21 protein-coding genes are annotated in these 22959 nt (G+C 66.2%); 9 read left to right on the forward strand and 12 right to left on the reverse strand.

The features are described 5' to 3' along the window. Positions 1 to 3: 3 nt before the first annotated feature. Both GQE99_RS03515 and GQE99_RS03520 read right to left on the reverse strand, forming a co-directional pair. The gene (locus tag GQE99_RS03515) at positions 4 to 870 is read right to left on the reverse strand and encodes a ribokinase (RefSeq protein ID WP_161350196.1); all 867 of its coding nucleotides are present in this window, start codon (positions 868 to 870) and stop codon (positions 4 to 6) included. Continuing rightward, on the reverse strand, positions 870 to 3128 hold the full coding sequence (locus GQE99_RS03520) for an NADP-dependent malic enzyme (protein ID WP_161350197.1): 2259 nt from the start codon (positions 3126 to 3128) through the stop codon (positions 870 to 872). Before GQE99_RS03520 ends, GQE99_RS03515 begins: the two co-directional genes overlap by 1 nt. A 170-nt stretch (positions 3129 to 3298) precedes the next feature. On the opposite strand from GQE99_RS03520, the gene galE reads away from it, so the two are divergent. Next, on the forward strand, positions 3299 to 4306 hold the full coding sequence (gene galE / locus GQE99_RS03525; protein ID WP_161350198.1) for a UDP-glucose 4-epimerase GalE: 1008 nt from the start codon (positions 3299 to 3301) through the stop codon (positions 4304 to 4306). Positions 4307 to 4398: 92 nt separating this feature from the next. After that, the gene (mutS, locus tag GQE99_RS03530; protein ID WP_161350297.1) at positions 4399 to 7026 is read left to right on the forward strand and encodes a DNA mismatch repair protein MutS; all 2628 of its coding nucleotides are present in this window, start codon (positions 4399 to 4401) and stop codon (positions 7024 to 7026) included. An 87-nt stretch (positions 7027 to 7113) separates the two neighbouring features. Here mutS and GQE99_RS03535 read toward each other — a convergent pair whose 3' ends face one another. Together GQE99_RS03535 and hrcA are read right to left on the reverse strand one after the other, a co-directional pair. Further along, entirely contained in the window at positions 7114 to 7743 is a 630-nt protein-coding gene (locus tag GQE99_RS03535; protein WP_161350199.1) for a nucleotide exchange factor GrpE, read from the reverse strand. 10 nt (positions 7744 to 7753) lie between these two features. Then, positions 7754 to 8818 carry a heat-inducible transcriptional repressor HrcA gene (gene hrcA, locus GQE99_RS03540; RefSeq protein ID WP_161350200.1) on the reverse strand — a complete coding sequence of 355 codons (1065 nt, stop codon included), beginning with the start codon at positions 8816 to 8818 and terminating at the stop codon, positions 7754 to 7756. Positions 8819 to 8903: 85 nt separating this feature from the next. Here hrcA and rph point away from each other — a divergent pair, with 85 nt between their 5' ends. From rph to hemW, 3 genes are read left to right on the forward strand one after another with little or no spacing between them, the layout of a single operon-like run. Further along, on the forward strand, positions 8904 to 9617 hold the full coding sequence (gene rph / locus GQE99_RS03545) for a ribonuclease PH (RefSeq protein WP_161350201.1): 714 nt from the start codon (positions 8904 to 8906) through the stop codon (positions 9615 to 9617). Beyond that, a complete protein-coding gene (gene rdgB, locus GQE99_RS03550) occupies positions 9614 to 10225 on the forward strand; it encodes an RdgB/HAM1 family non-canonical purine NTP pyrophosphatase (protein ID WP_161350202.1) in 612 nt (203 codons plus the stop codon). The genes rph and rdgB overlap by 4 nt, the downstream gene beginning before the upstream one ends. Beyond that, positions 10218 to 11375 carry a radical SAM family heme chaperone HemW gene (gene hemW / locus GQE99_RS03555; RefSeq protein WP_161350203.1) on the forward strand — a complete coding sequence of 386 codons (1158 nt, stop codon included), beginning with the start codon at positions 10218 to 10220 and terminating at the stop codon, positions 11373 to 11375. The genes rdgB and hemW overlap by 8 nt, the downstream gene beginning before the upstream one ends. Here hemW and GQE99_RS03560 read toward each other — a convergent pair. From GQE99_RS03560 to rho, 6 genes are read right to left on the reverse strand one after another with little or no spacing between them, the layout of a single operon-like run. After that, positions 11372 to 12271, reverse strand: coding sequence for a ParB/RepB/Spo0J family partition protein (locus GQE99_RS03560; RefSeq protein ID WP_161350204.1), 900 nt, complete (start codon positions 12269 to 12271; stop codon positions 11372 to 11374). The genes hemW and GQE99_RS03560 overlap by 4 nt on opposite strands. A gap of 1 nt (position 12272) precedes the next feature. Continuing rightward, positions 12273 to 13058: a ParA family protein gene (locus tag GQE99_RS03565; protein ID WP_407943781.1), complete on the reverse strand. Its 786-nt coding sequence runs from the start codon at positions 13056 to 13058 to the stop codon at positions 12273 to 12275. Beyond that, the gene (gene rsmG, locus GQE99_RS03570) at positions 13042 to 13662 is read right to left on the reverse strand and encodes a 16S rRNA (guanine(527)-N(7))-methyltransferase RsmG (protein WP_161350206.1); all 621 of its coding nucleotides are present in this window, start codon (positions 13660 to 13662) and stop codon (positions 13042 to 13044) included. The genes GQE99_RS03565 and rsmG overlap by 17 nt, the downstream gene beginning before the upstream one ends. Continuing rightward, a complete protein-coding gene (gene mnmG, locus GQE99_RS03575) occupies positions 13659 to 15548 on the reverse strand; it encodes a tRNA uridine-5-carboxymethylaminomethyl(34) synthesis enzyme MnmG (protein WP_202530572.1) in 1890 nt (629 codons plus the stop codon). The genes rsmG and mnmG overlap by 4 nt, the downstream gene beginning before the upstream one ends. Then, positions 15548 to 16819, reverse strand: coding sequence for a tRNA uridine-5-carboxymethylaminomethyl(34) synthesis GTPase MnmE (gene mnmE / locus GQE99_RS03580; RefSeq protein WP_161350208.1), 1272 nt, complete (start codon positions 16817 to 16819; stop codon positions 15548 to 15550). The genes mnmG and mnmE overlap by 1 nt, the downstream gene beginning before the upstream one ends. An 18-nt stretch (positions 16820 to 16837) precedes the next feature. Next, a complete protein-coding gene (rho, locus tag GQE99_RS03585; protein WP_161350209.1) occupies positions 16838 to 18106 on the reverse strand; it encodes a transcription termination factor Rho in 1269 nt (422 codons plus the stop codon). A gap of 532 nt (positions 18107 to 18638) precedes the next feature. Between rho and GQE99_RS03590 the strand changes: the two genes are divergently transcribed. Genes GQE99_RS03590 through dnaQ form a run of 4 tightly spaced genes read left to right on the forward strand, consistent with a single transcriptional unit; the run spans position 18639 to position 21343 of the window. Next, positions 18639 to 19238, forward strand: a complete 600-nt coding sequence (locus GQE99_RS03590) for a Maf family protein (RefSeq protein WP_161350210.1) — start codon at positions 18639 to 18641, stop codon at positions 19236 to 19238. Next, positions 19235 to 20068 carry a shikimate dehydrogenase gene (locus GQE99_RS03595; RefSeq protein ID WP_161350211.1) on the forward strand — a complete coding sequence of 278 codons (834 nt, stop codon included), beginning with the start codon at positions 19235 to 19237 and terminating at the stop codon, positions 20066 to 20068. Before GQE99_RS03590 ends, GQE99_RS03595 begins: the two co-directional genes overlap by 4 nt. Beyond that, entirely contained in the window at positions 20065 to 20658 is a 594-nt protein-coding gene (gene coaE / locus GQE99_RS03600; RefSeq protein WP_161350212.1) for a dephospho-CoA kinase, read from the forward strand. Before GQE99_RS03595 ends, coaE begins: the two co-directional genes overlap by 4 nt. Continuing rightward, entirely contained in the window at positions 20651 to 21343 is a 693-nt protein-coding gene (gene dnaQ / locus GQE99_RS03605) for a DNA polymerase III subunit epsilon (RefSeq protein WP_161350213.1), read from the forward strand. The genes coaE and dnaQ overlap by 8 nt, the downstream gene beginning before the upstream one ends. Here the strand turns inward: dnaQ and GQE99_RS03610 are convergent. Together GQE99_RS03610 and mltA are read right to left on the reverse strand one after the other, a co-directional pair. After that, positions 21340 to 21927, reverse strand: a complete 588-nt coding sequence (locus GQE99_RS03610; protein ID WP_328794040.1) for a Smr/MutS family protein — start codon at positions 21925 to 21927, stop codon at positions 21340 to 21342. The genes dnaQ and GQE99_RS03610 overlap by 4 nt on opposite strands. A 2-nt stretch (positions 21928 to 21929) precedes the next feature. After that, positions 21930 to 22958, reverse strand: coding sequence for a murein transglycosylase A (gene mltA, locus GQE99_RS03615; protein ID WP_161350214.1), 1029 nt, complete (start codon positions 22956 to 22958; stop codon positions 21930 to 21932). Position 22959: the final 1 nt, after the last annotated feature.

Raw genomic sequence — 22959 nt, forward strand, 5'->3', positions numbered from 1 at the left:
AGCCTATCGACCGTCCAGGAACGCCGCGACTTCGTCCGCCGTCGGCATCGCGTCGGCCGTACCGGGCCGCGTGACCTGAAGCGCGGCGGCCCCGGCCCCCCGGCGCAACGCCTCGGCACGCCCCGCCCCCTGGTCGAGCGCTGCGATGACGGTACCGATGAAGCAATCGCCCGCCCCGGTCGTATCGACCGCCTCGACCGCGAAGGCCGGCTGATCGATCACCTCGTCCCCGCGCCAGCGCGCGCCTTTGGCCCCGTCGGTGATCAACAGGTTCGCAATCGGCAGCGCATCCACCGTGACGCCCATATGCGCGGCCATCTGCTGCGCCTCGACCGAATTGACGGCGACGAGGTCGCAGAGCGGCAGCATCTCGGCCACCCTCGCGGGTTTGAACGGGGCGGCGGAGTAGGTGACGAAACACCCGGCCTCGCGCGCCAGCGCGGCGGCCTCGGCGCCCAGGTTCGCCTCGCCCTGAAGCATGAAGTGATCGCCCGGCCGCGCTTCGGCCAGGGCGGATTTGAGCAGCGTCAGAGACTGTTCATGGTTCGCACCGGGCAGCACGACGATCATGTTCTCGCCCGCCGCATCGACATGCACGTTGGCGTGGCCCGTGACGCGCCCCTCGGTGCCGACGAAGCGCACGTCGACCCCGAAGCCGTTCAGCTCTCGCCGACCCGACCCGTCCGGGCCGACCATGCCGATGTGGACGACGTCGGCCCCGGCCCGGTGCGCCGCGACCGACTGGTTCGCGCCCTTGCCGCCCAGCCCGCGGTCGTACCCGGTGGCGGCCAGCGTTTCGCCCGGCCCCGGCAGATGCGGGAGGCGGTAGAAATGGTCGATGTTGATCGAGCCGAAGTTGAAGACCGTCATCAGCCCGCCTTGCAGGCCGCCAACACCGCCATGTTGAGGATGTCGTTGGCCGTCGACGTTGTGGAACAGATCTGGATCGGCTTCGCGACGCCGGTGAGGATCGGGCCGATCACCGTGGCCCCCGCCAGCTCCTGCATCATCTTGACCGAGATCGAGGCGGAGTGCCGCGCCGGCACGACGAGGATGTTGGCCGGGCCCGACAGCTTGCAGAACGGGTAATGCGCCAGGACGTCGGCGTTCAGCGCCACGTCCGCGGTCATTTCGCCGTCGAACTCAAAATCGACACCCCGGGCTTCGAGGATCGCGGGGGCTTCGTGCATCTTCTCGGCGCGTTCCGATACGGGGTAGCCGAAGGTCGAGAAGCTGACGAAGGCCACGCGTGGCTCGAGCCCCAGGTCGCGCGCCACGTTGGCTGCGCCTTCCGCGATGTTGGCAAGGTCCTCGGTGTCCGGCCATTCGTGCACCAGCGTGTCGGCCACCAGGACGATCCGCCCCTTGTGCAGCAGCGCCGTGACCCCGACCGCCCCGTCGCGGGGACCCACGTCGAAGACATGGCTGATCAGGTCGAGCACGTGGGCCGATTTCCGCGTCGCGCCGGTCACCAGCGCATCGCCATGCCCATGCGCCAGCATCAGCGAGGCGAAGACGTGCCGGTCGCGCGCGGCCAGCCGGTGAATGTCGCGGCGGTCGAAGCCGTTGCGTTGCAGGCGTTCGTAGAGAAACGCGGTGTAGGCCGGCAGATGCTGCGTGTTCGCGGCGTTCACGACCTCGAGCTCGGCCACCGCATCGGCCAGCCCCACCCCTTCGAGCTTCTCTTTCACGTCATCCTCGCGCCCGACGACGATCGCCTTGCCGAACCCGTTACGCTGGTAGGCGACGGCGGCGCGCAGCACGTGCGGGTCGTCGCCTTCCGCGAAGATCATTGTCGCCTGTGCGGCCCGCGCGCGGGTGGTGAGCGAGCGCAGGATGGTCGCCGTCGGGTCCATCCGGGCCTTCAGCGTCGCCTCGTAGCCGTGCATGTCGATGATCGGGCGCCGCGCCACGCCGCTGTCGGCCCCCGCCTTCGCGACCGCGGGGGGGATCGTGTAGATCAGGCGCGGGTCGAACGGCGTCGGGATGATGTAGTCGCGCCCGAAGGTCAGCTTCTTGCCATAGGCCATCGCGACCTCGTCCGGCACGTCCTCGCGGGCGAGCTTGGCCAGCGCCTCGGCACAGGCGATCTTCATCTCGTCGTTGATCGCGCGCGCATGGATGTCGAGCGCGCCGCGGAAGAGGTAGGGAAAGCCCAGGACGTTGTTGACCTGGTTGGGGTAATCCGACCGGCCGGTGGCGACGATCACGTCCTCGCGCACGTCGTGGACCTCTTCCGGCGTGATCTCGGGATCCGGGTTCGCCATGGCGAAGATGACCGCGTCCTTGGCCATGCTCTTGACCATCTCCTGCGTCACCGCGCCCTTCACGGACACGCCCAGGAAAACGTCGGCCCCGTCCATCGCCTCTTCGAGCGTGCGCAGGTCCGTGGCGGCGGCATGGGCCGATTTCCACTGGTTCATGCCCTCGGTGCGGCCCTGGTAGATGACCCCCTTCGTGTCGCAGACGATGCAGTTGTCGTGCTTCGCACCCATCGCCTTGAGCAGTTCAATGCAGGCGATGCCCGCGGCCCCCGCCCCGTTCAGCACGATCCGGCACTCCGCGATCTTCTTGCCCGACAAGTGCAGCGCGTTGATCAGGCCCGCGGCACAGATCACCGCCGTGCCGTGCTGGTCGTCGTGGAAGACCGGGATGTCCATCTCTTCCTTGAGCTTCTGCTCGATGATGAAACACTCCGGCGCCTTGATGTCCTCGAGGTTGATGCCCCCGAAAGTCGGCCCCATCAGCCGCACGGCCTGGATGATCTCGTCCGGGTCCTCGGTGTCGAGCTCGATGTCGATCGAGTTCACGTCGGCGAACCGCTTGAAGAGCACCGACTTGCCTTCCATCACCGGCTTGGACGCGAGCGCGCCGAGGTTCCCCAGCCCGAGCACCGCCGACCCGTTGGAGATCACGGCCACCAGGTTGCCCTTGTTGGTGTAATCATAAGCGGTTTCGGGGTTCTCGTGGATCGCCTCACAGGGCACGGCGACCCCGGGGGAATAGGCCAGCGACAGGTCGCGCTGCGTCGTCATCGGCACCGACGGCGTGATATCGAACTTCCCGGGACGCGGTTCGATGTGGAACGATAGCGCCTCCTCGCGCGTGATCGTCGGTCTGCCGGCCATGTCGCTCTCCTCCTGTGGACAAAATCGTCTGTATCCGTCCGCGTGCCCGCGCTCAACCGTGTTGACCCGGCCCCGCAGGGCGGCCCCCGGCCGGGCGCCCCGTTTTCGGGTGAATTCCGGGGGCAACCCCACTAGGTTCGGATCGAATCACCACGGACCGAGAGGCGCTGATGGGCCAGATCCTTTTGACGGGCGGCGCGGGGTATATCGGGTCGCATACCTATGTCGAACTCGTCGCCGCCGGCCACGAGGTGGTCATCGTCGACAACTTCTCGAACGCGCGGCGCGACGTGATCGACCGGCTGGAAACCATCACCGATGCTCCGGTGACGTTCCACGTGGGCGACGTGCTGGACAAGGCGTTCCTCGCCGATGTCTTCGCCCGCCACGACTTCGACGCGGTCATCCACTTCGCGGCGAAGAAGGCGGTGGGCGAGAGCGTGGAAAAGCCGCTCGCCTATTTCGAAACTAACTGCACCGGGTTCTCCAACTTGCTGATGGCGATGCAGGACGCCGGCGTGTTCCGCGTCGTCTTCTCCTCCACCGCGACCGTCTATGGCGAACCCGTCGCCCTGCCCTATACCGAGGATCACCGCATCGCGCCGGTGTCGCCCTATGCCCAGTCCAAGGTGATCTGCGAAACGCTGCTCGAGCAATTGAAGGCATCGGACGATCGGTGGAGCTATGGCGTGCTGCGGTATTTCAACCCGGCGGGCGCCCACGACTCCGCCCTGATCGGGGAAGATCCGAACGACATCCCCAACAACCTCATGCCCTACATCGCCAAGGTCGCCACGGGCGAACTGCCGCACCTGAACGTCTTCGGGGACGATTACGACACGCCGGACGGCACGGGGGTGCGCGATTACATCCACGTCGTCGACCTGGCCCAGGGGCACGTGCAATCCGTGGGCAAGCTGCTCGACCACGACGACACCCACGTGCTGAACCTGGGCACCGGGACCGGGTATTCCGTGTTCGACATGCTGCGCAGCTACGAACGCGCCTGCGGCAAGCCCTTGCCCTACGAAATCGCGCCGCGCCGCGCGGGCGACATCGACTGCTTCTTCGCCGATCCGGCCACGGCGCGCGACTACCTCGGGTTCGAGGCGACGCGCAGCTTGGACGACATGTGCCAGAGCTCGTGGAACTGGGTCTCGCGCCTGCGCAACAGCTAGGGGTTTCACCCGGCGAACCGCGCCGGTAGATTCCGCGAAAACCGACCCGCCGGGGGGCCTTCGTGAACAAACCCAATGCCGCCGTGACGCCGATGATGGCGCAGTACCTGGAGATCAAATCCGGTTATCCGGAGGCGCTCCTGTTCTATCGCATGGGCGATTTCTACGAGCTGTTCTTCGACGATGCGGTCGCGGCCGCCCAGGCGCTCGACATCGCGCTCACCAAGCGGGGCAAGCACCTGGGCGAAGACATCCCGATGTGCGGCGTGCCGGTCCATTCCGCCGAGGGCTACCTGCTGACGCTCATCCGCAAGGGGTTCCGTGTCGCGGTCTGCGAACAGATGGAGGACCCGTCGGAGGCCAAGAAGCGCGGTTCCAAGTCGGTCGTGAAACGCGACGTCGTGCGGCTCGTCACCCCCGGCACGCTGACCGAGGATTCTCTGCTGGACGCGCGCCGCCACAACTTCCTCGCCGCCTTCGCCGAGGTCCGCGACGCCGGTGCGCTCGCCTGGGTCGACATCTCCACCGGCGCGTTCCGCGTGATGCCCTGCCCGCGTCACCGGCTGGGCCCGGAACTGGCCCGGATCGCCCCGCGCGAGGTGGTGCTGGCCGACAGCGAAGAGACCACGCTTCTCGACATCGTCACCGACCTGGGCGCCGCGCCCACGCCGCTCGGCCGCGCCGCCTTCGACAGCACCGGGGCCGACAAGCGGCTCTGCGACCTGTTTTCCGTTTCCACCCTGGACGCCTTCGGCAGCTTCGACCGCGCGCAACTGGGCGCGATGGGCGCGATCGTGGAGTACCTTGAGATCACGCAGAAGGGGAACCTCCCCCTCCTGCGCCCACCGGTGACCGAGAACGCCGCCGGGTCGATGCAGATCGACGCGGCCACCCGGCGCAACCTGGAACTCACGCACGCGCTCGCCGGCGGGCGCGAGGGCTCGCTTCTCTCCACCATCGACCGCACCGTCACCGCCGGCGGTGCGCGGCTTCTGGAGCGTCGGATTTCAAGCCCCTCGCGCGACCTCTCCACGATCGAGGCACGGCTCGAAACCGTTGGTTTCCTGCTGGACGAGAGCCTGTTTCGCGCCGATCTGCGTGACGCGCTGCGCAAGGTGCCCGACATCGACCGCGCCCTGTCGCGCCTTGCTTTGGACCGGGGCGGACCGCGTGACCTGGCCGCGATCCGCGACGGGCTGGGCGCCGCGCTCGAAATCGCTCAGGCCCTCACCGACCGCGACGTGCCCGCCACGCTGCGCGACGGCGCCCGCGCACTCACCGGACACGACACGCTGCTCGACCTGCTCGACCGCGCGCTGGTCGCCGACCCCCCGCTTCTCGCCCGCGACGGCGGCTTCATCGCCGAAGGCCACGACGAGGACCTGGACGAAGCCCGCACCCTGCGCGACGAGGGGCGCGGCGTGATCGCCGGGATGCAGGCGAAATACGCGGAGATGGCGGGGGTCAATTCGCTTAAGATCAAGCACAACAACGTGCTGGGCTACTTCATCGAAACCACCGCCACGCACGCGGAAAAGATGCTTTCGGCGCCCCTGTCGGAAACCTTCATCCACCGCCAGACCACCGCCAACGCGGTGCGCTTCACGACGGTGGACCTCTCCGACCTTGAGACCCGCATCCTGAACGCCGGCAACCGGGCGCTGGAGATCGAAAAAAGGCTCTATGACAGCCTGAAACAGGCCATCATGGCCGAGGCCGGCCCCTTGGGCGACGCGGCTCGCGCGTTGGCGGAGATCGACGTCTCCGCCGCGCTGGCGGAACTTGCGGCGGTCGAGGACTGGTGCCGCCCGAAGGTCGAGGACTCCCGCGCCTTCGAGATCACCGGCGGGCGTCACCCGGTCGTGGAACGCGCGTTGCGCGCCCAGGGCGGCGATCCCTTCGTGGCGAACGACTGCTCGCTCGCGGACGGCTCGGACGGGGCCGACATCTGGCTCCTCACCGGCCCCAACATGGCCGGTAAGTCCACCTTCCTGCGCCAGAACGCGCTGATCGCCCTACTCGCCCAGGCCGGCAGCTTCGTTCCGGCCACCGAGGCGCGGATCGGCATCGTGAGCCAGCTCTTCTCGCGCGTCGGCGCCGCTGACGACCTCGCGCGTGGCCGCTCCACCTTCATGGTCGAAATGGTCGAAACCGCCGCGATCCTGAACCAGGCCGACGACCGCGCGCTGGTGATCTTGGACGAAATCGGGCGCGGCACCGCCACCTACGACGGCCTCTCCATCGCCTGGGCCACGCTGGAGCACCTGCACGAAAGCAACCTCTGCCGCGCGCTCTTCGCGACGCATTACCACGAACTCACCCAGCTCGCCGGGCAGTTGGCGGGGGTCGAGAACGCGACCATCGCGGTGAAGGAATGGGAGGGCGAGGTGATCTTCCTGCACGAGGTCATCCGCGGCGCGGCCGACCGCTCCTACGGCGTGCAGGTGGCCAAGCTCGCGGGCCTGCCGGCCTCGGTCGTGGAACGCGCGCGGATCGTGCTGGAAGCTTTGGAAAAGGGCGAACGCGAAGGCGGCGGCGCGCAGAAGGCGCTGATCGACGACTTGCCGCTCTTCTCGGCCGTCGCCCCGGAGCCTGCGCCTGCCGCCGCGACCGGCCCCTCACCCCTCGATGAAAAACTCGCCCAGGTCCACCCGGACGAACTCACGCCGCGCGAAGCGCTCGACCTGGTCTACCAGCTCAAGGCGCTCTCCACGTCCTGATTTCATCTTTCCGGAAATACGCCGGGGAGGTCTGGAGGGGCAGCGCCCCTCCAGCGGGTCGGAGCGCCGCATGGCGCTCCGAATGCCTCAGTCCGGGTTGGACGACACGCCGACCTGCGCCGGGCGCAGCAGCCGGTCGTGCAGCATGAAGCCCTCGGCCATCACCTGGATGATCGCGCCCTTCTTGGTGTTGGGCACCGGGGCTTCGAACATCGCCTCGTGATGGTCCGGATCGAATTCCTCGCCCACTTCCGGGGTGATCAACCGGATGCCGTGCTTCTGGAAGATGTCCAGCAGCGCGCGCATGGTCAGTTCGATCCCCTCGGTCAGGCCCGAGGCCTGGTCGCGCAGGTCGTCGTCGATCGCGTCGAGCGCGCGCTTCATGTTGTCGTAGACCGGCAGCATGTCACGGGCGAGCTTCGAACCGCCGTAATTCTCCGCCTCCCGGCGGTCGCGCTCGGAGCGCTTGCGCGAATTCTCGGCATCCGCCAGCGCGCGCATGAACTTGTCCTTGAGCTGGTCGCGCTCGATGCGCAGCGCCTCGAGCTCGTCCACGTCGGCCTCGGCCTCCATGTCTGCCGGGCTCGTGCGCGGCGCGTCCCCTTCCGGGGTGGCAGCGTCTTCGTCCGGCAGGTCGGACTTGCCTTGCTCCGTCATGATTTCCTCGATCGCAGCCTCGATATCCTCGATCGGCTCTTTCTTCTTCGGGTCGGCCATCTTGTCCTCTTTACCCCCGGTCGGAGATCAGTTTCCCGACCAGTTGCGCAGTGTAATCCACGATCGGCACGATCCGCCCATAGTTGAGCCGGGTGGGTCCGATGACCCCGACCGCGCCGACGATCTTTCGGTCAGCGTTCATATATGGAGAAACCACCAGAGAGGAACCGGAAAGTGAGAAAAGTTTGTTCTCCGAGCCAATAAAGATGCGCACACCCTCCCCGTCCTCGGCCAGTTCGAGGAATTCGGCAATGTCCCGCTTACGCTCAAGGTCGTCGAACAGGCTCTTGATGCGCACCAGCTCGCCCTCGTCATGGGCTTCGGTGATGAGATTCGCCCGTCCCTGCACGATCAGCCGCTCGGTTCCGGCCCCGTCGGTGTTCCAGACGGCAAGCCCGCTTTCGACCAGGTCGCGGGCCAGCGTGTCGATCTCCTGCCGGCGCGTCTCGATCTCGCGCAGCATCACCTCGCGCAGTTCGGTGAGCGTGCGCCCCTCGGCCAGCGCGTTGAGGAAATTCGCGGCCTCCCGCATCGAGCTGGGCGTGTGACCCGGCGGCGGGGTGAAAAGCCGGTTCTCGACCTGCCCGTCGGCGAACACCAGCACGGTGAGCGCCCGGTCGGGGCCCAGGTTCACGAACTCGATATGCTTGATCGGCGCCTCGGTCTTGGGCGTGAGCACCAGACTCGCCCCCGAGGTGATGCCCGACAGCGCCTTGCCCACGGAATTGAGCAGTTGCGGCACGTCCGCGGCGTTCGAGCCCAGCGTATCCTCGATCTTGCCGCGGTCGTCCTCGGTCAGGTCGCTGACCTGCAGGAAGCCGTCCACGAACATGCGAAGCCCCAGCTCGGTCGGGATCCGGCCCGCCGAGACGTGCGGCGAGTTCAGAAGCCCCATGTACTCGAGATCCTGCATCACGTTGCGGATCGTCGCCGCCGATACCTTCTCGGACAGGCTCCGCGTGAGCGTGCGGGACCCGACCGGGTCGCCGGTTTCCAGGTAGGCCTCGACCAGCCGCCGGAACACTTCGCGTGACCGGTCGTTCAGCTCGTCCAGACGTGGTGACTCGTCGCTCATCAGCAGTCCTCTCGGGCCGCGCTCCCCTTGCTTTTTCGATGGAGCCGTGACACCCACGCCGCAGCGAAAAAGAGAAGGACACGCGATGCGCCCGTCAGGCAGGAATGTAGATGAACTTCGCCCGATTTCAATCGAGACCGACGTGACAAAGCATGCCGAGGGCTCCTGCCTGATCAAGGTCGGGGACACGCACGTCCTGTGCACCGCGTCGCTCGAAGAGCGGGTTCCCCCCTTCCTGCGCAACTCCGGCATGGGCTGGGTCACGGCCGAGTACGGGATGCTGCCCCGCTCCACCTCGTCGCGCATGCGGCGCGAGGCCAGCGCCGGCAAGCAGGGCGGAAGAACCGTTGAAATTCAACGGCTTATCGGTCGCTCCCTGCGTGCCGGCGTGGACCGTCAAGCGATGGGTGAGCGCCAGATCACCGTCGACTGCGACGTGCTTCAGGCCGACGGCGGCACCCGCTGCGCGTCGATCACCGGCGGCTGGGTCGCGCTGCGGCTTGCCGTGAACAAGCTGATGAAAGCCGGCGACATCACCACCGATCCGCTGATGGACCCGGTGGTTGCCGTCTCCTGCGGCGTCTATGCCGGGCAGCCCGTGCTCGACCTGGACTACCCGGAAGACAGCGAAGCCGGGGTCGATGGCAATTTCGTGATGACCGGCACCGGCCGTCTGATCGAGGTCCAGATGTCGGCCGAGGGCGCCACGTTCTCGCGCGGGCAGATGGACGAGCTCATGGGCCTGGCCGAAAAAGGCTGCGCCGAGCTGGTCGCCGCACAGAAGGCCGCGACCGCATGACCCGCCGCCTGACCGGGGATCGGCTCGTCATCGCGTCACACAACGCGGGCAAGCTGCGCGAAATCGCGGCGCTCGTGGCGCCGTTCGGCGTGACCTGCCGCTCGGTGGGCGACTTCGGGCTGGACGAACCGGCCGAAACAGAGACCACTTTTGCCGGAAACGCCCGGATCAAGGCCCATTTCGCGGCGCGCGAGACCGGCCTGCCCGCGCTGTCCGACGACAGCGGCATCTGTGTCGAGGCACTCGACGGCGCGCCCGGTGTCTACACTGCCGATTGGGCCGAAACGCCCGAGGGGCGCGATTTCGAGATGGCGATGAAGAAAACCTGGGACCTGCTCGAGGAAAAGCAGGCCCCGGAGCCGCGCCGTGCCTGGTTCAACTGCACGCTTTGCCTTGCCTGGCCCGACGGGCATGACGAGGTGTTCGAGGGACAGGTTCAGGGCCGCCTCACCTGGCCGATGCGCGGTGATCGCGGCTTCGGATACGATCCGATCTTCATCCCCGACGGTCACGAGCTGACCTTCGGCGAAATGGAGCCGACGAAGAAGCACCAGATCAGCCACCGCGCCATCGCGTTCCGCAAACTGGTCGAGACTTGCCTTGCCTGACGATTGGCAACAGGGCGGGTTCGGGCTGTATGTCCACTGGCCCTTCTGCGCTGCCAAGTGCCCCTATTGCGACTTCAACAGCCATGTCGTCACCCAGGTGGACACGGACGCCTGGCGCGCCGCCTTCGTCTCGGAAATCGAGCGTGCGGCGGCCGAAACCCCGGATCGCCTGCTGAGATCCATCTATTTCGGCGGCGGAACGCCCTCTCTCATGCCGCCGGACGTGGTCGGCGCGGTGATCGACACCGCAACAGCGCTCTGGACCCCCGCGAACGACATCGAGATCACGCTGGAGGCCAACCCGTCTTCGGTGGAGGCCGGCCGGTTCCGCGGATACCGCGAAGCGGGCGTGAACAGGGTCTCTTTGGGCGTGCAGGCGCTCAACGACACCGATCTGCGCCGTCTGGGCCGCCTGCATGACGTGGCCGCGGCGCGAAAAGCGCTCGAGGTCGCGCGGGACACGTTCGAACGCACAAGTTTCGACCTGATCTACGCCCGGCAGGACCAGAGCCTGGCCGAATGGGAGGCGGAACTGGGCGAGGCGCTGTCCTGGTCCCCCGATCACCTGTCACTCTACCAACTGACGATCGAGCCCGGCACGGCCTTCGGCGACCGCTTCGCACGCGGCGGTCTGCGCGGGCTTCCGGACGAGGATCTTGCTGCCGACATGTACTTCGCGACGCAGGATCTGTGCGAGGCGCACGGTCTGCCCGCCTACGAAGTCTCGAACCATGCCCGTCCCGGGGCGGAATCCCGTCACAACCTGATCTACTGGAACGGTGGCGATTACGTCGGGATCGGCCCCGGCGCGCATGGACGGGTCACGCTGGACGGTGTGCGCCACGCGACCTGGACCGTGGACGCCCCCTCGACTTGGCTCAAGGGGGCGCAGTCGGGCGCCGGCGAAGCCGGGCGTACACCGTTGTCCGCCGCCGAACAGGCCGGCGAATACCTCATGATGGGATTGCGCACGTCAGGTGGGCTAGATCTTGATCGACTGACACGGATCGCGGGCACACCCCTGCCCGTAGAAAAGATCGTCTATCTCGCCGACCTGGGGCTCATCCATGTCGATGACGGCATGCTCAAGGCGACGCGGGAGGGCCGCGCCGTCCTGAATGCCGTGATTTCAGAGCTCTTGCCGGATTAAACGTCACCGCCGAGGATCCGGCACAGGTCGTCGAACTGGTCCAGCGTCTTGTACTGGATCGTCACGCTCCCCCGATCTTCGCCATCCTTGTGGTCGATCGACACTTTCATGCCCGAAGCCGCCGAAAGCGATTGCTCCAGGGCGACGGTATCGGCGTCTTTCTGGGTTTTCGGCGCGGATTTCGGCGCCGGACGACTGATATCTCCGGATTTCGCCAGCCGCTCGATCTCCCGAACCGAGAGATTCTGGGCCACCGCCCGCTTCGCGAGCGCGACCGGGTCATCCGCGGTGATGATCGCACGGGCCGCGCCGGCGGACAGCTTGCCCGCCCGCACGAAATCGAGCACTTCCGGCGGCAGATTCAGAAGCCGCATCATGTTCGCGATATGAGAGCGTGATTTGCCCAGGGCCTCGGCCAACTTGTCCTGCGTATGGCCGAATTTCTCCATCAACTCGCGATATCCGGCCGCCTCTTCGATGGCGTTCAGGTCCGCGCGCTGAATGTTCTCGATGATCGCAACCTCGAGCGCCTCGGTATCGTCGAATTCCCGCACCAGCGCGGGCACCTTGTGCAGCTGCGCCATTTGGGCGGCGCGCCACCGCCGTTCGCCGGCAACGATCTGGAACACGCCGTCTTTCGACGGATGCGGACGCACGATGAGCGGTTGGATGATGCCCTTTTCGCGGATCGAATTGGCGAGATCGTCCAGGCTGTCGGGCGCAAAGTCGCGGCGTGGCTGTTCCGGGTTCGCCTCGATCTTCTCGATCGGGATCACGACATCCGGCTTGCGCGGCCCCGAGGTTTCCCTGCCCTGCGCTTCTTCCTCGGTCTGCACGTCCGCCATCAACGCCGACAGGCCGCGCCCCAGCCCACGGTTCGGTTTCTTCGTCGCCATGTTATCTTCCTTTCGCCGCGAGTTCATGGGCCAGCCGAACGTAGGCCTCGCTGCCTTTCGAGCCGGGATCGTAGGTGATGACCGGCATCGCGTAGGACGGCGCCTCGCTCACCCGGACGTTGCGGGGCACGACGGTCTTGAACACCAGCTCCCCCAGCGTCTCGCGCGCATCGGCCTCGACCTGCTGGGCCAGGTTGTTCCGGCTGTCGTGCATGGTCAACACGACCCCCTCGATCCGCAGGCTGGGATTCGCCGCCTCCCGGACTTCGCGGATGGTGAGCATCAGCTGGCTGAGCCCCTCGAGCGCGAAGAATTCCGATTGCAGAGGGATCAGCACGGAATGGGCCGCGACAAGGGCGTTCACCGTCAACAAGTTGAGCGACGGCGGGCAATCGATCAAGATGTAGTCGTAAATGCCGCTTGTCTGGGGTGCGCGGAGCGCATCGTGCAGGAGGTGGGAGCGCTTTTCGTTCGCCACCAGCTCCACGTCCGCGGAGGACAGGTCCGTCGTGGCCGGGGCGATCTTGAGGTTGTCGATGTCGGTCGGCATCACGACCTCGTCCAGCGGCGCCTCTTCGATCAGCAGATCGTAGGTGGTCATCGCCCGCGCGTGGGGTTCGATGCCCAGGCCGGTGGAGGCGTTCCCCTGCGGATCGAGGTCCACAATGAGCACCTGGTTGCCGTCCATCGCCAGCGCAGCCGCGAGGTTGATTGCGGTCGTCGTCTTGCCAACGCCGCCCTTCTGGTTGGTGACGGCAATGATTTTCGCGTCAAGCACGACGGATATCTCCTACCTTGAGGATGACGGCGTTGGGATTGGTCTGGCTTTGATATGTATCGGCTGCGAACCGCCAGGATTCAAGCGCTTGCTGCACTTCCGAGCGATACGAATCGCCTTTCGGGAACAGCGCGATGCCACCGGGCTTCAAGTGGCGCTGAACCATTGGCAAAAGCCTGTCCAGGGCGGCGAGCGCACGCGCGGATACGACGTCGGCGTTCATGGCCGGCGCCGCCTCGATCCGCTCCGCGCGCACCTCGGCCTTGATGCCGGTTTCGCGCAGGACGGTGCGAAGGAAGGTCGCCTTCCGCTGGTCGCTTTCGATGCAGGTCACGGCGAGGTCCGGCGCCAATTCTGCCGCGAGGACGGCGACGACGAGGCCGGGAAAGCCGCCGCCGGTGCCAAGATCCACCCAGCTTCGGGCCTCCGGTGGTGCCAGCTCGAAAACCTGTGCGGAATCCGCGATGTGGCGGGTCCAGAGGTCGGGAAGCGTGGACGGCGCGACGAGGTTGATGCGCGGGTTCCAGCGCTTCAGAAGGTCGGCATAGATTTCCAGGCGGCCCAATGTTTCACGTGAAACATCCTGGCCCCCTACCCTCAGCGAACGCGTCATGCGGTTTTCGCGCGCTCCATCTGCCGCAACTTGGCGAGCAGCAATGTGAGCGCCGCCGGCGTCATCCCCTCGATCCGCCCGGCCTGGGCCAGCGTTTCCGGGCGCGCGGCGGAAAGTTTCGCCTTCAGTTCGCTCGTCAGCCCGTCGAGGATCGCGTAATCGAAGGATGGCGGGATCGCGTGCCCCTCGTCCCGCTTCAACGCCTCCACTTCCCGTTTCTGGCGCTCGATATACTTGGCATAAAGCGCGTCCTTCGCGACCTGCGTGCGCGTATCCGGATCGATGCCGTCGAATTCCGGATCGAGGGCGACGATGTTGTCGAATGTGATTCCCGGGATCGACAGCAGATCATACGCCGTCCGCCGCGTCCCGTCCTCGCGCACCGAACCGCCGGCCGCATTGACTTCCTGCGGGGTGAAATGCCGCGCCGTCAGGGACCTGGTCGCCTGGGCGAGCCGGACCATCTTTTCTTCGAACGCCTCCGCGCGTCGATCCGACACGATACCGTGCGTGATGCCCACCGGCGTCAGCCGCTGATCCGCGTTGTCGGCACGCAGCGAAAGGCGATATTCGGCCCGCGAGGTGAACATGCGGTACGGCTCCGTCACGCCGCGAGTCACCAGGTCGTCGATCATGACGCCGATGTAGGAGCTCGTCCGGCTGAATTGCACCGTCTCACGCCCCAACGATTGCAGGCCCGCGTTGAGTCCCGCAACCAGGCCCTGCGCGGCCGCCTCTTCATATCCCGTCGTGCCGTTGATCTGGCCGGCGAGGAACAGCCCGCAAACATCGCGCAGCTCGAGATGCGAGGTCAGCGCCCGGGGATCGACGTAATCGTATTCGATGGCATAACCGGGCTGGAGGATCTTCACCTCTTCGAGCCCCGCGATGGTACGCACGTACGCTTCCTGGACCTCCATCGGCAGCGAGGTGGAGATGCCGTTGGGATAAACGGTGTGATCGTCCAAACCTTCCGGCTCAAGGAACACCTGGTGTGAGTCCTTGTCCGAGAAACGCACCACCTTGTCTTCGATCGACGGACAGTACCGGGGGCCGACGCCGTCGATATGCCCGCCGTACATCGCCGATTTGTCCAGGTTTTGCTGGATGATCTCGTGCGTCCCCGCATTGGTATGCGTGATGCCGCAGGCGACCTGCCGCGCCTGGGGGCGTCGGTTGAGAAACGAGAACATGTCGGGCGTGGCGTCGCCATCCTGGCGGTCCAGCCGGTCCCAGTCGATCGTGCGCCCGTCGAGCCGCGGTGGCGTCCCCGTCTTGAGTCGGCCGAGCGGCAGGCCGAAGGAATCGATCTGCTCGGCCAGGGGCACGGTCGCGTTCTGACCCATGCGCCCGCCGTGCCTGCGTTCGTTCCCGATGTGGATGACGCCCCGCAGAAAAGTGCCGGTGGTCAGCACCACCCGGGAGGCCGTGATTTCCGAGCCATCGCCCAAGGCCAGGCCTGTGACACGCGGCCCGTCCATGAGAAACGCGCGGGCCTCCCCTTCCACAAGCGTCAGGTTTGCCTGCCCGTCGACGATCTTTGCGATGGCGTGGCGGTAGAGCTTCCGATCCGTCTGCGCGCGCGGGCCCTGAACAGCCGGTCCTTTCGACCGGTTCAACAGGCGGAACTGAATCCCCGCGGCGTCCGCAGCGAGGCCCATCGCGCCGTCCAGCGCATCCACTTCGCGCACGAGGTGTCCTTTGCCAAGGCCACCGATCGCCGGATTGCAGGACATGACACCCAGGTCGTCCCGGCGCAGCGTCACCAGGGCAGTTCGCGCACCGACCCGGGCCGCAGCCAACGCTGCTTCCACGCCGGCATGCCCGCCGCCGATCACAACCACATCGAAGTCAGGATGTTTCACGTGAAACACTCCCCTTGCCATCATTTCCCGAGACAGAAACTCGCGAAGATTTCGTCCAGCACGTTCTCCACATCGACCCGCCCGACCAGCGAATCAAGGGCCCGCACGGCAGACCACAATTCCTCGGCTATCAGCTCGGAGTGCGAAGACCCGCCTTCTAGCGCGATTCGAGCGTTTTCCAAACTGTCCAACGCATGATTCATCGCGGCCCGGTGCCGCGCCCGGATCGCCGTCCCGGCCCCGGCAGCGCGATCCTGCAGAACGGCACCGATCTGCGCGACGAGATCATCGATCCCCGCACCCGTCTTGCCGGACACCCCGCGCCCGGTAATGTCGGACTTGCCCTCCACCACGATGTCTCCTTCGACTGGTTCGAAGGTGAGCGGCGCGTCGGACAGCAGGAACACGCGCAGGTCGGCCGCGTCCGCCCGCGCCATCGCGCGTTCGATGCCAAGCCGCTCCACCACGTCCTCGGAGTCCCGCAACCCGGCCGTATCCAGAACCGTCACCGGCAGGCCATCCAGGTCCATCCGTACCTCGATCACGTCGCGCGTCGTGCCGGCCACGTCCGATGTAATCGCGGCCTCGCGCCCGGCCAAAGCATTGAGAAGCGTGGATTTTCCGGCATTCGGCGCCCCGACGATGGCCACTTCGAAGCCTTCGCGGATGCGCTCCGAAATCCGCGCGCCCTCGGCCTCCTTGCGCAGGCTGTCCTGCGTCGCGGCGATCAATGCGCCCACTTCGGGGGTCACATCGACCGGCACGTCCTCGTCCACGAAATCGATCGTCGCTTCCAGCAGGGCCACCGCCCGGATCAGGTCGCGACGCCAGCTGTCCGCCTTCTCCCCCAGCGCACCGGAAAGCACGCGCAGGGCCTGGCGACGCTGCGCTTCGGTTTCGCTGTCTATGAGATCGGCGAGCCCTTCGACCTGGGCCAGATCGAGACGTTCGTTTTCCAATGCCCGGCGCGTGAATTCACCGGGCTCGGCAAGCCGGAGGCCCTCGATCCGTTCAAGCGCGGCAAGTACGGCGTTCACGACGGCGGTCGACCCGTGAAGCTGCAGTTCGACGACCTCTTCGCCGGTGAAACTGTGCCCCGCCTCGAATACGAGGACCAACGCCTCGTCGATCGGGCCGTCAGAATCCCGGAGAACCCGAAGCCCCGTCCTGCGCGGCGGCGGCAGGGATCCGGCCAGCACACGGCCGGCCGACTGCGCGTCGGGCCCGGAAATCCGGACCACGGCGACGCCGGCCTTCCCCCGGGCCGAGGCAAGTGCGTAGATCGTGTCCATGCCTCACGCGCCGGGTGTCTAGGCGTTCATCGAGTCGAAGAACTCCGAGTTGTTCTTCGTCTGCTTGAGCTTGGAAATCAGGAACTCGATCGCATCCGTGGTGCCCATCGGGTTCAGGATCCGGCGCAGAACATAGGTCTTCTGCAGGTCCTTCTGGTCGACCAGGAGCTCTTCTTTCCGCGTGCCGGACTTGAGAATGTCGATCGCCGGGAAGATCCGTTTGTCGGAAACCTTGCGGTCCAGCACCAGCTCCGAGTTGCCGGTGCCCTTGAATTCCTCGAAGATGACCTCGTCCATCCGGCTGCCGGTGTCGATCAGCGCGGTCGCGATGATGGTCAGCGATCCACCCTCTTCGATATTCCGCGCGGCGCCGAAGAACCGTTTCGGACGTTGCAGCGCATTGGCGTCCACACCACCGGTCAGCACCTTGCCCGACGACGGCACCGTCGTGTTGAAGGCGCGGCCCAGGCGGGTGATGGAGTCGAGCAGGATCACCACGTCGCGCTTGTGTTCGACCAGCCGCTTGGCCTTCTCGATCACCATCTCCGACACGGCGACGTGGCGCGAGGCCGGCTCGTCGAAGGTCGAAGCGACGACCTCGCCGTTCACCGAACGCTTCATGTCCGTCACCTCTTCCGGGCGCTCGTCGATGAGCAGCACGATCAGGTAGACCTCCGGATGGTTGACCGAGATCGAATGCGCGATGTTCTGCATCAGCACGGTCTTACCGGTCCGCGGCGGCGCCACGATCAGCGAGCGCTGGCCCTTCCCGATCGGGGCGACCAGGTCGATGATACGCGCCGAGCGGTCCTTGATCGTCGGATCGTCGATTTCCATCTTCAGCCGCTCGTCCGGGTGCAGCGGCGTCAGGTTGTCGAAAGCCACCTTGTGGCGCGCGGTTTCCGGGTCGGTGAAGTTGATCTTCTCGACCTGGGTGATCGCGAAGTAGTTCTCGTTCTCCCCCGGCGCGGCGATGACCCCCTCGACGGTGTCGCCGGTGCGCAGGCTGTGTTTCCGGATCATCTCGGGCGACATGTAGATGTCGTCGGGGCCCGGCAGGTAGTTGGCTTCCGGCGAGCGCAGGAACCCGAACCCGTCCTGGAGCACTTCCAGCACGCCATCGCCCGCGATTTCCCAGCCATCCTCGGCCCGGGCCTGGAGGATCTGGAACATCATCTCGCCCTTGCGCATGGTCGAGGCGTTCTCGATCTCGAGCTGCTCGGCCATCGCAAGAAGATCCTTCGGGCTCTGGGCCTTCAGATCGGACAGGTTCAAACGTTCAGTCATGGGGAGTCACCAACGGGACGGCGCAGGCGGCGCAGTCGTTCTAATGGAATGGAAAGCGTCGGACCGGACGGCCCTTTGATCACGGGCATATAGGCGAGCCCGGGTTTCAAGTCAATCTCACGCTCTTTGCCCGGCGGCGGGCCCACCGGGCGCCCACTCCTTATTAAAAGAAAATATTTAGAAAGGATGGTGAAGTTAGTAGGTCCTGTGGACATTGTGGATTACCGGCTTGTCCGCATGACGGCGCACATATCCCGGGATCTAGGGACAAGATGGTGAAAGGCCGTTCCACTCCCAGATAAGTCATTTAATATCAAGTATTTATCCGAAATCCGCCCTGTGGATAGTTCCGGGGAGGATTCTGCGCACCGACGATTTCATCCCCAGCCCGGCCGTTTTCGTTCTCCCGTGTGTAGGATCGGCTCGGCGGAATCCGCATAACCCGCGGATCGTCGGGGACGCAGGAATTGCACACATCCACGCACAGCCGCATAAGGAGGAACACACAGAGAATATCCACAGGGTTTCCAACATGCCGACACCGCTGATCCTCGCCTCGGGGTCCGAGATCCGGGCCACCCTGCTCGCCAATGCGGGCCTGGAATTCGAGGTGATGCCGGCCCGGGTCGACGAATCGGCGATCCGCGCGGGGCTGGAGGCGGAAAACGCGGCACCGCGCGACGTGGCCGACACCCTGGCGGAATACAAAGCGCGCAAGGTGGGCGGCAAACGTCCCGACGCGCTGGTGCTGGGCTGTGACCAGGTCGCGGCCTTGAAAGGCGAGATCCTGACGAAGCCCGGCTCACCGGATGAAGCGCGCGCGCAGCTCGCCCGGCTGTCCGGCCAGACCCACCAGCTTCTCTCGGCCGCGGTGATCTATCATGACGGGGAGCCGATCTGGCGGCACGTGGGCGTCGTGCGGCTCACCATGCACGGCCTGTCGGAGCGGTTCATCGACGACTATGTCTCCCGCAACTGGGACAGCATCCGCGACGCGGTCGGGGCCTACAAGCTCGAGGAAGAAGGCGTGCGCCTGTTCTCGCGCATCGACGGGGCCTATTTCAACGTGCTCGGCTTGCCGTTGACCGAACTCCTGTCCTATCTCGTTCTCAGAGGAGAGCTTGAGATATGAGCGACGGGACACCCCCGGTCGCGGCGGTTCTGCTGGCGCCGGGTGAAACTTCGAGACTGCCCAACCTCTTCGACCACTGGCTCGCGGCCACGGGGTTGCCGGGACGTTATCTGCCGCTCACCGTGCAGGCCGACGACCTGCGCGAGGTGATCACCGCGCTGCCCAAGGCCGGGTTCGCGGGGGTGCACATCTCGGCCCCCTACCAGAAGATGGTGCTGGATCATGCCGACATCATCACCGACCGCGCCGCGCTTATGTCCGGGGCGAACACGCTGATCTTCCGGCGCGACGGCAAGATCCACGCGGACAACACCGATGGCTACGGTTTCGTCGAGAACATCCGCCAGAACGTGCCCGGCTGGAACCCCAAGGCGGGGCCGGTGGTGCTGTTCGGCGCCGGGCGCGCGGCGCGGGTCGTTCTGTCGGCGTTGATCGAGGTCGGGGTCGAAAGCATCCGCCTGACCGCGCGCACCCGGCCCAAGGCCGAGCAGTTGCGCAGCGAATTCGGCCGCCGGATCGAGGTGTTCGACTGGCTCAAGGCCGGCAACCTGGCCGAAGGTGCCGCGATGGTGGTGAACGCCACGCCGCTGGGCAGCCGCGGATACACGGAATTCCGGGTGCCGATCGACGGGCTGGTCTCCGGCGGCGTGGCCTGCGACCTCACCATCGACCCGCCCGCCACACGGTTCCTGCGACAGGCGGCCTCTTACGGCTGTTACACGGTCGACGGCGTGGGCATGATGATCTACCAATCGGCGCCGAGCTTCGAACGCTGGTTCGGCGAGCGCCCTCCCAACGACGACGCAACACGGTACGCAGCGGCTTCATGACATTCATCATCGGACTGACCGGCTCCATCGGCATGGGCAAGAGCACCACCGCGCAGATGTTCGCGGACGAAGGCGTGCCCGTCTGGGACGCGGACGCTGCCGTGCATCGGCTTTATGCGAAGGACGGCCCCGCGGTGGATCCGATCCGCGCGCTGAGGCCCGAGGCGGTGAACCGGGAGGGTGTCGACCGCACCGCGCTCAAGGCGTGGATCGGCGAAGACCCCGAGGCGCTGGGGCAGATCGAGGCGATCGTGCACCCGCTGGTGGCCAGGGACCGCCAGGATTTCCTTGCGAACACCACCTCCGACATCGTCGTTCTGGATATCCCGCTTCTCTTCGAGACCGGGGGAAACGCCGCGATGGACGCCGTCGTCGTGGTGTCGGCCCCCGAGGAGGTGCAGCGCGAACGCGTGCTGGCACGCGGGACCATGGACGAGGCGACTTTCGAGGGCATCAAGGCCAAGCAGACGCCGGATGAAGAGAAGCGTCGCCGCGCCGATTACGTGATCGAGACGACCACGCTTGATCAGGCCCGCGCGCAGGTTCAGTCTGTGCTCAAGACGATCCGGGAGTCCCTCGCCAATGCGTGAAATCGTGCTCGATACCGAAACCACGGGCTTCGACCCGAAGACCGGCGACCGGATGGTCGAGATCGGGGCGGTGGAGCTTTACAACCACATGCCCACGGGGCGCACCTACCACCAGTACATCAACCCCGAACGCGACATGCCGGAGGGGGCGTTCCAGGTGCACGGGCTGTCCGAGGAATTCCTGCGCGACTTCCCGGTGTTCCACGATATCGCGGACGCGTTCCTGGAGTTCATCGGGGACGCGAAGCTCGTCATCCACAACGCGGCCTTCGACGTGCCGTTTCTCAACGCCGAGCTGGGCTGGTGCAAACGGCGGCAGATCCCGATGGACCAGGCGGTCGATACGCTGTTGATCGCGCGCAAGAAATTCCCCGGCGCCGGCAATTCGCTCGACGCGCTGTGCCGGCGCTTCGGGATCGACAACTCGCACCGCGAACTGCACGGCGCGCTTCTCGACTCCGAGATCCTGGCGGAGGTCTACCTCGAGCTCATCGGGGGCCGGCAGCCCGACCTGGTGCTCGCCGGGGCGAGCCGGGACCGCGGCTCGGACATGTCGCAGGACGGCTGGCGGCCGCATGCGCGCCCCGACCCTCTCCCCTCCCGCGTGACGGAAGAGGAAGCCGCGGCGCACGCGGCCTTCGTGGAGAAACTGGGCGACGGCGCCCTGTGGCGCAAGTTCGGTTAACGCGCCCGGCGCAGGTAGACGTAATAGGCGCCGAGCCCGCCGTGTTTCACGTGGGCCTCGGAAATCTGCAGTACGTGCGCCTTCAAAGGCGGTGTATGCAGCCAATGCGGCACCTGGTGACGCAACACGCCGTGACGTTCCGGGATCGGGCCGTCGTTTTGCCGCGTCCGGCCCTTCCCGGTGATGACGAGCACGAGCCGTCGGCCCTCGGCCACGGACTCAAGGATGAAACGCATCAGCACCGGGTGGGCATGGGCCAGGGTGAGGCCATGCAGGTCGATCCGCGCCTCGGGCCGCATCTTGCCGCGTTTCATCTGCATGAACCGTTTGCGGTCCATCGACACCGGGGCGCGGGCGATTTCCTCTTCGATCTTCGGGGCGATACTGTGATCGGGCAGCCGTGTCTGCGCCCGTTCGCCCAGGTCGAACCGGTCGATCTTCGCGCGGTCGGGTGCGGGTTTCGGCGCGATCGCCTCCTGCGCGGTCTGCGGACGCTCCGGGCGCATCGGGCGGGCCGATTTCGCCACTTCGTCCCAAAGCGCGCGCTCTTCGGGGCTCAGATGCCTGGGCTTCTTGCGGGCCACGCTCAGTCCTCCGGCACCAGCGCATAGGCGCGCTGGATCGGAAGCAGCACGACCATGCGGCCCGGGTCCTTGATCCGCCCGGCTTCGCGCCCGGCGTCGTCCCCCGTGCCCCAGAAGATGTCCGCGCGTTGCGCGCCCTTGATCCGCGACCCCGTGTCCTGCGCGACCATCAGGCGGGAAAACGGCTCCGCGCCCGCCTTCTCCAGCCAGACCGGCGCGCCCAGCGGGGTATAGGCGGGATCGACGGCCAGCGTGCGCCCGGCAGAGATCGTGCGGCTCATCGCGCCCACCGGGCCGGAGGCCGGCGGCAGGTGTTCGAGTTCGGTGAAGAAGACATATGAGCGGTTGTGGTTCAGAAGCTCGCGCCCGGCAACCGGATTGCGCCGCACCCAGTTCTTGATGACCGACGCGGAAACCTGGTGGATCGTGTAGATTCCGCGCCGCACGAGTTCGTCGCCCAGCGAGCTGTAACGGTGCCCGTTCGACCCGCCGAAGCCCAGCCGGATCGACGAGCCGTCCGGCAGGATGATGCGGCCCGATCCCTGGATCTGGAGGAATTGCAGCTCCACCGGGTCCTCGACCCAGGCGATCTCGAGCCCCCGGCCCTCAAGCACCCCATCCTGTTCGATCTGCTTGCGGGTATAGCTCACGGGCGTGTCGGGACGGCGGTAGACGGGCACGTCGTAGCGGCTCGTGCGCCGTTCGGAGCCGTTGATTTCCGGTTCGTAATAGGCGGTGAAGAGGCCGTCCTGCCCGTCCTCGATCAGGACAGGGCGAAAGAACAGCTCGAAGAACGATCGCGGCGTGCCGGTGAAGTCGAACCCGATCGCGCAGACCGGGTCCCATTGCGGATCGTTCAGGAGTTCGCAGGTGTGCAGGAAGGTATCGAAGGCGGCGGCATGATCGTCGTCCTGCCACCCCTCCAGGTCCTCGAAGGACAGAAGCGTGATCTCGGCCTCGTCGAGCGCCGCGCTGGCGGGCGAGGCCAGACCGATCAGCCCGGCAAGCGCAAGGCCGATCAGCTTGCCCATC

The organism is Maritimibacter harenae, assembly GCF_009882975.1.
Taxonomy (GTDB): domain Bacteria; phylum Pseudomonadota; class Alphaproteobacteria; order Rhodobacterales; family Rhodobacteraceae; genus Maritimibacter; species Maritimibacter harenae.

Bases quoted from the DNA above. Each gene is read 5' to 3' on its own strand.
- dnaQ (WP_161350213.1), top strand. From the start codon at position 20,651: ATGCGTGAAATCGTGCTCGATACCGAAACCACGGGCTTCGACCCGAAG.
- mltA (WP_161350214.1), bottom strand. From the start codon at position 22,958: ATGGGCAAGCTGATCGGCCTTGCGCTTGCCGGGCTGATCGGTCTGGCC.
- GQE99_RS03515 (WP_161350196.1), bottom strand. From the start codon at position 870: ATGACGGTCTTCAACTTCGGCTCGATCAACATCGACCATTTCTACCGC.
- GQE99_RS03595 (WP_161350211.1), top strand. From the start codon at position 19,235: ATGAGCGACGGGACACCCCCGGTCGCGGCGGTTCTGCTGGCGCCGGGT.
- rsmG (WP_161350206.1), bottom strand. From the start codon at position 13,662: ATGACGCGTTCGCTGAGGGTAGGGGGCCAGGATGTTTCACGTGAAACA.
- rdgB (WP_161350202.1), top strand. From the start codon at position 9,614: ATGACCCGCCGCCTGACCGGGGATCGGCTCGTCATCGCGTCACACAAC.
- galE (WP_161350198.1), top strand. From the start codon at position 3,299: ATGGGCCAGATCCTTTTGACGGGCGGCGCGGGGTATATCGGGTCGCAT.
- GQE99_RS03520 (WP_161350197.1), bottom strand. From the start codon at position 3,128: ATGGCCGGCAGACCGACGATCACGCGCGAGGAGGCGCTATCGTTCCAC.
- GQE99_RS03560 (WP_161350204.1), bottom strand. From the start codon at position 12,271: ATGGCGACGAAGAAACCGAACCGTGGGCTGGGGCGCGGCCTGTCGGCG.
- GQE99_RS03590 (WP_161350210.1), top strand. From the start codon at position 18,639: ATGCCGACACCGCTGATCCTCGCCTCGGGGTCCGAGATCCGGGCCACC.
- hrcA (WP_161350200.1), bottom strand. From the start codon at position 8,818: ATGAGCGACGAGTCACCACGTCTGGACGAGCTGAACGACCGGTCACGC.
- coaE (WP_161350212.1), top strand. From the start codon at position 20,065: ATGACATTCATCATCGGACTGACCGGCTCCATCGGCATGGGCAAGAGC.
- mnmG (WP_202530572.1), bottom strand. From the start codon at position 15,548: ATGGCAAGGGGAGTGTTTCACGTGAAACATCCTGACTTCGATGTGGTT.
- rho (WP_161350209.1), bottom strand. From the start codon at position 18,106: ATGACTGAACGTTTGAACCTGTCCGATCTGAAGGCCCAGAGCCCGAAG.
- mutS (WP_161350297.1), top strand. From the start codon at position 4,399: ATGATGGCGCAGTACCTGGAGATCAAATCCGGTTATCCGGAGGCGCTC.
- mnmE (WP_161350208.1), bottom strand. From the start codon at position 16,819: ATGGACACGATCTACGCACTTGCCTCGGCCCGGGGGAAGGCCGGCGTC.
- rph (WP_161350201.1), top strand. From the start codon at position 8,904: ATGCGCCCGTCAGGCAGGAATGTAGATGAACTTCGCCCGATTTCAATC.
- GQE99_RS03535 (WP_161350199.1), bottom strand. From the start codon at position 7,743: ATGGCCGACCCGAAGAAGAAAGAGCCGATCGAGGATATCGAGGCTGCG.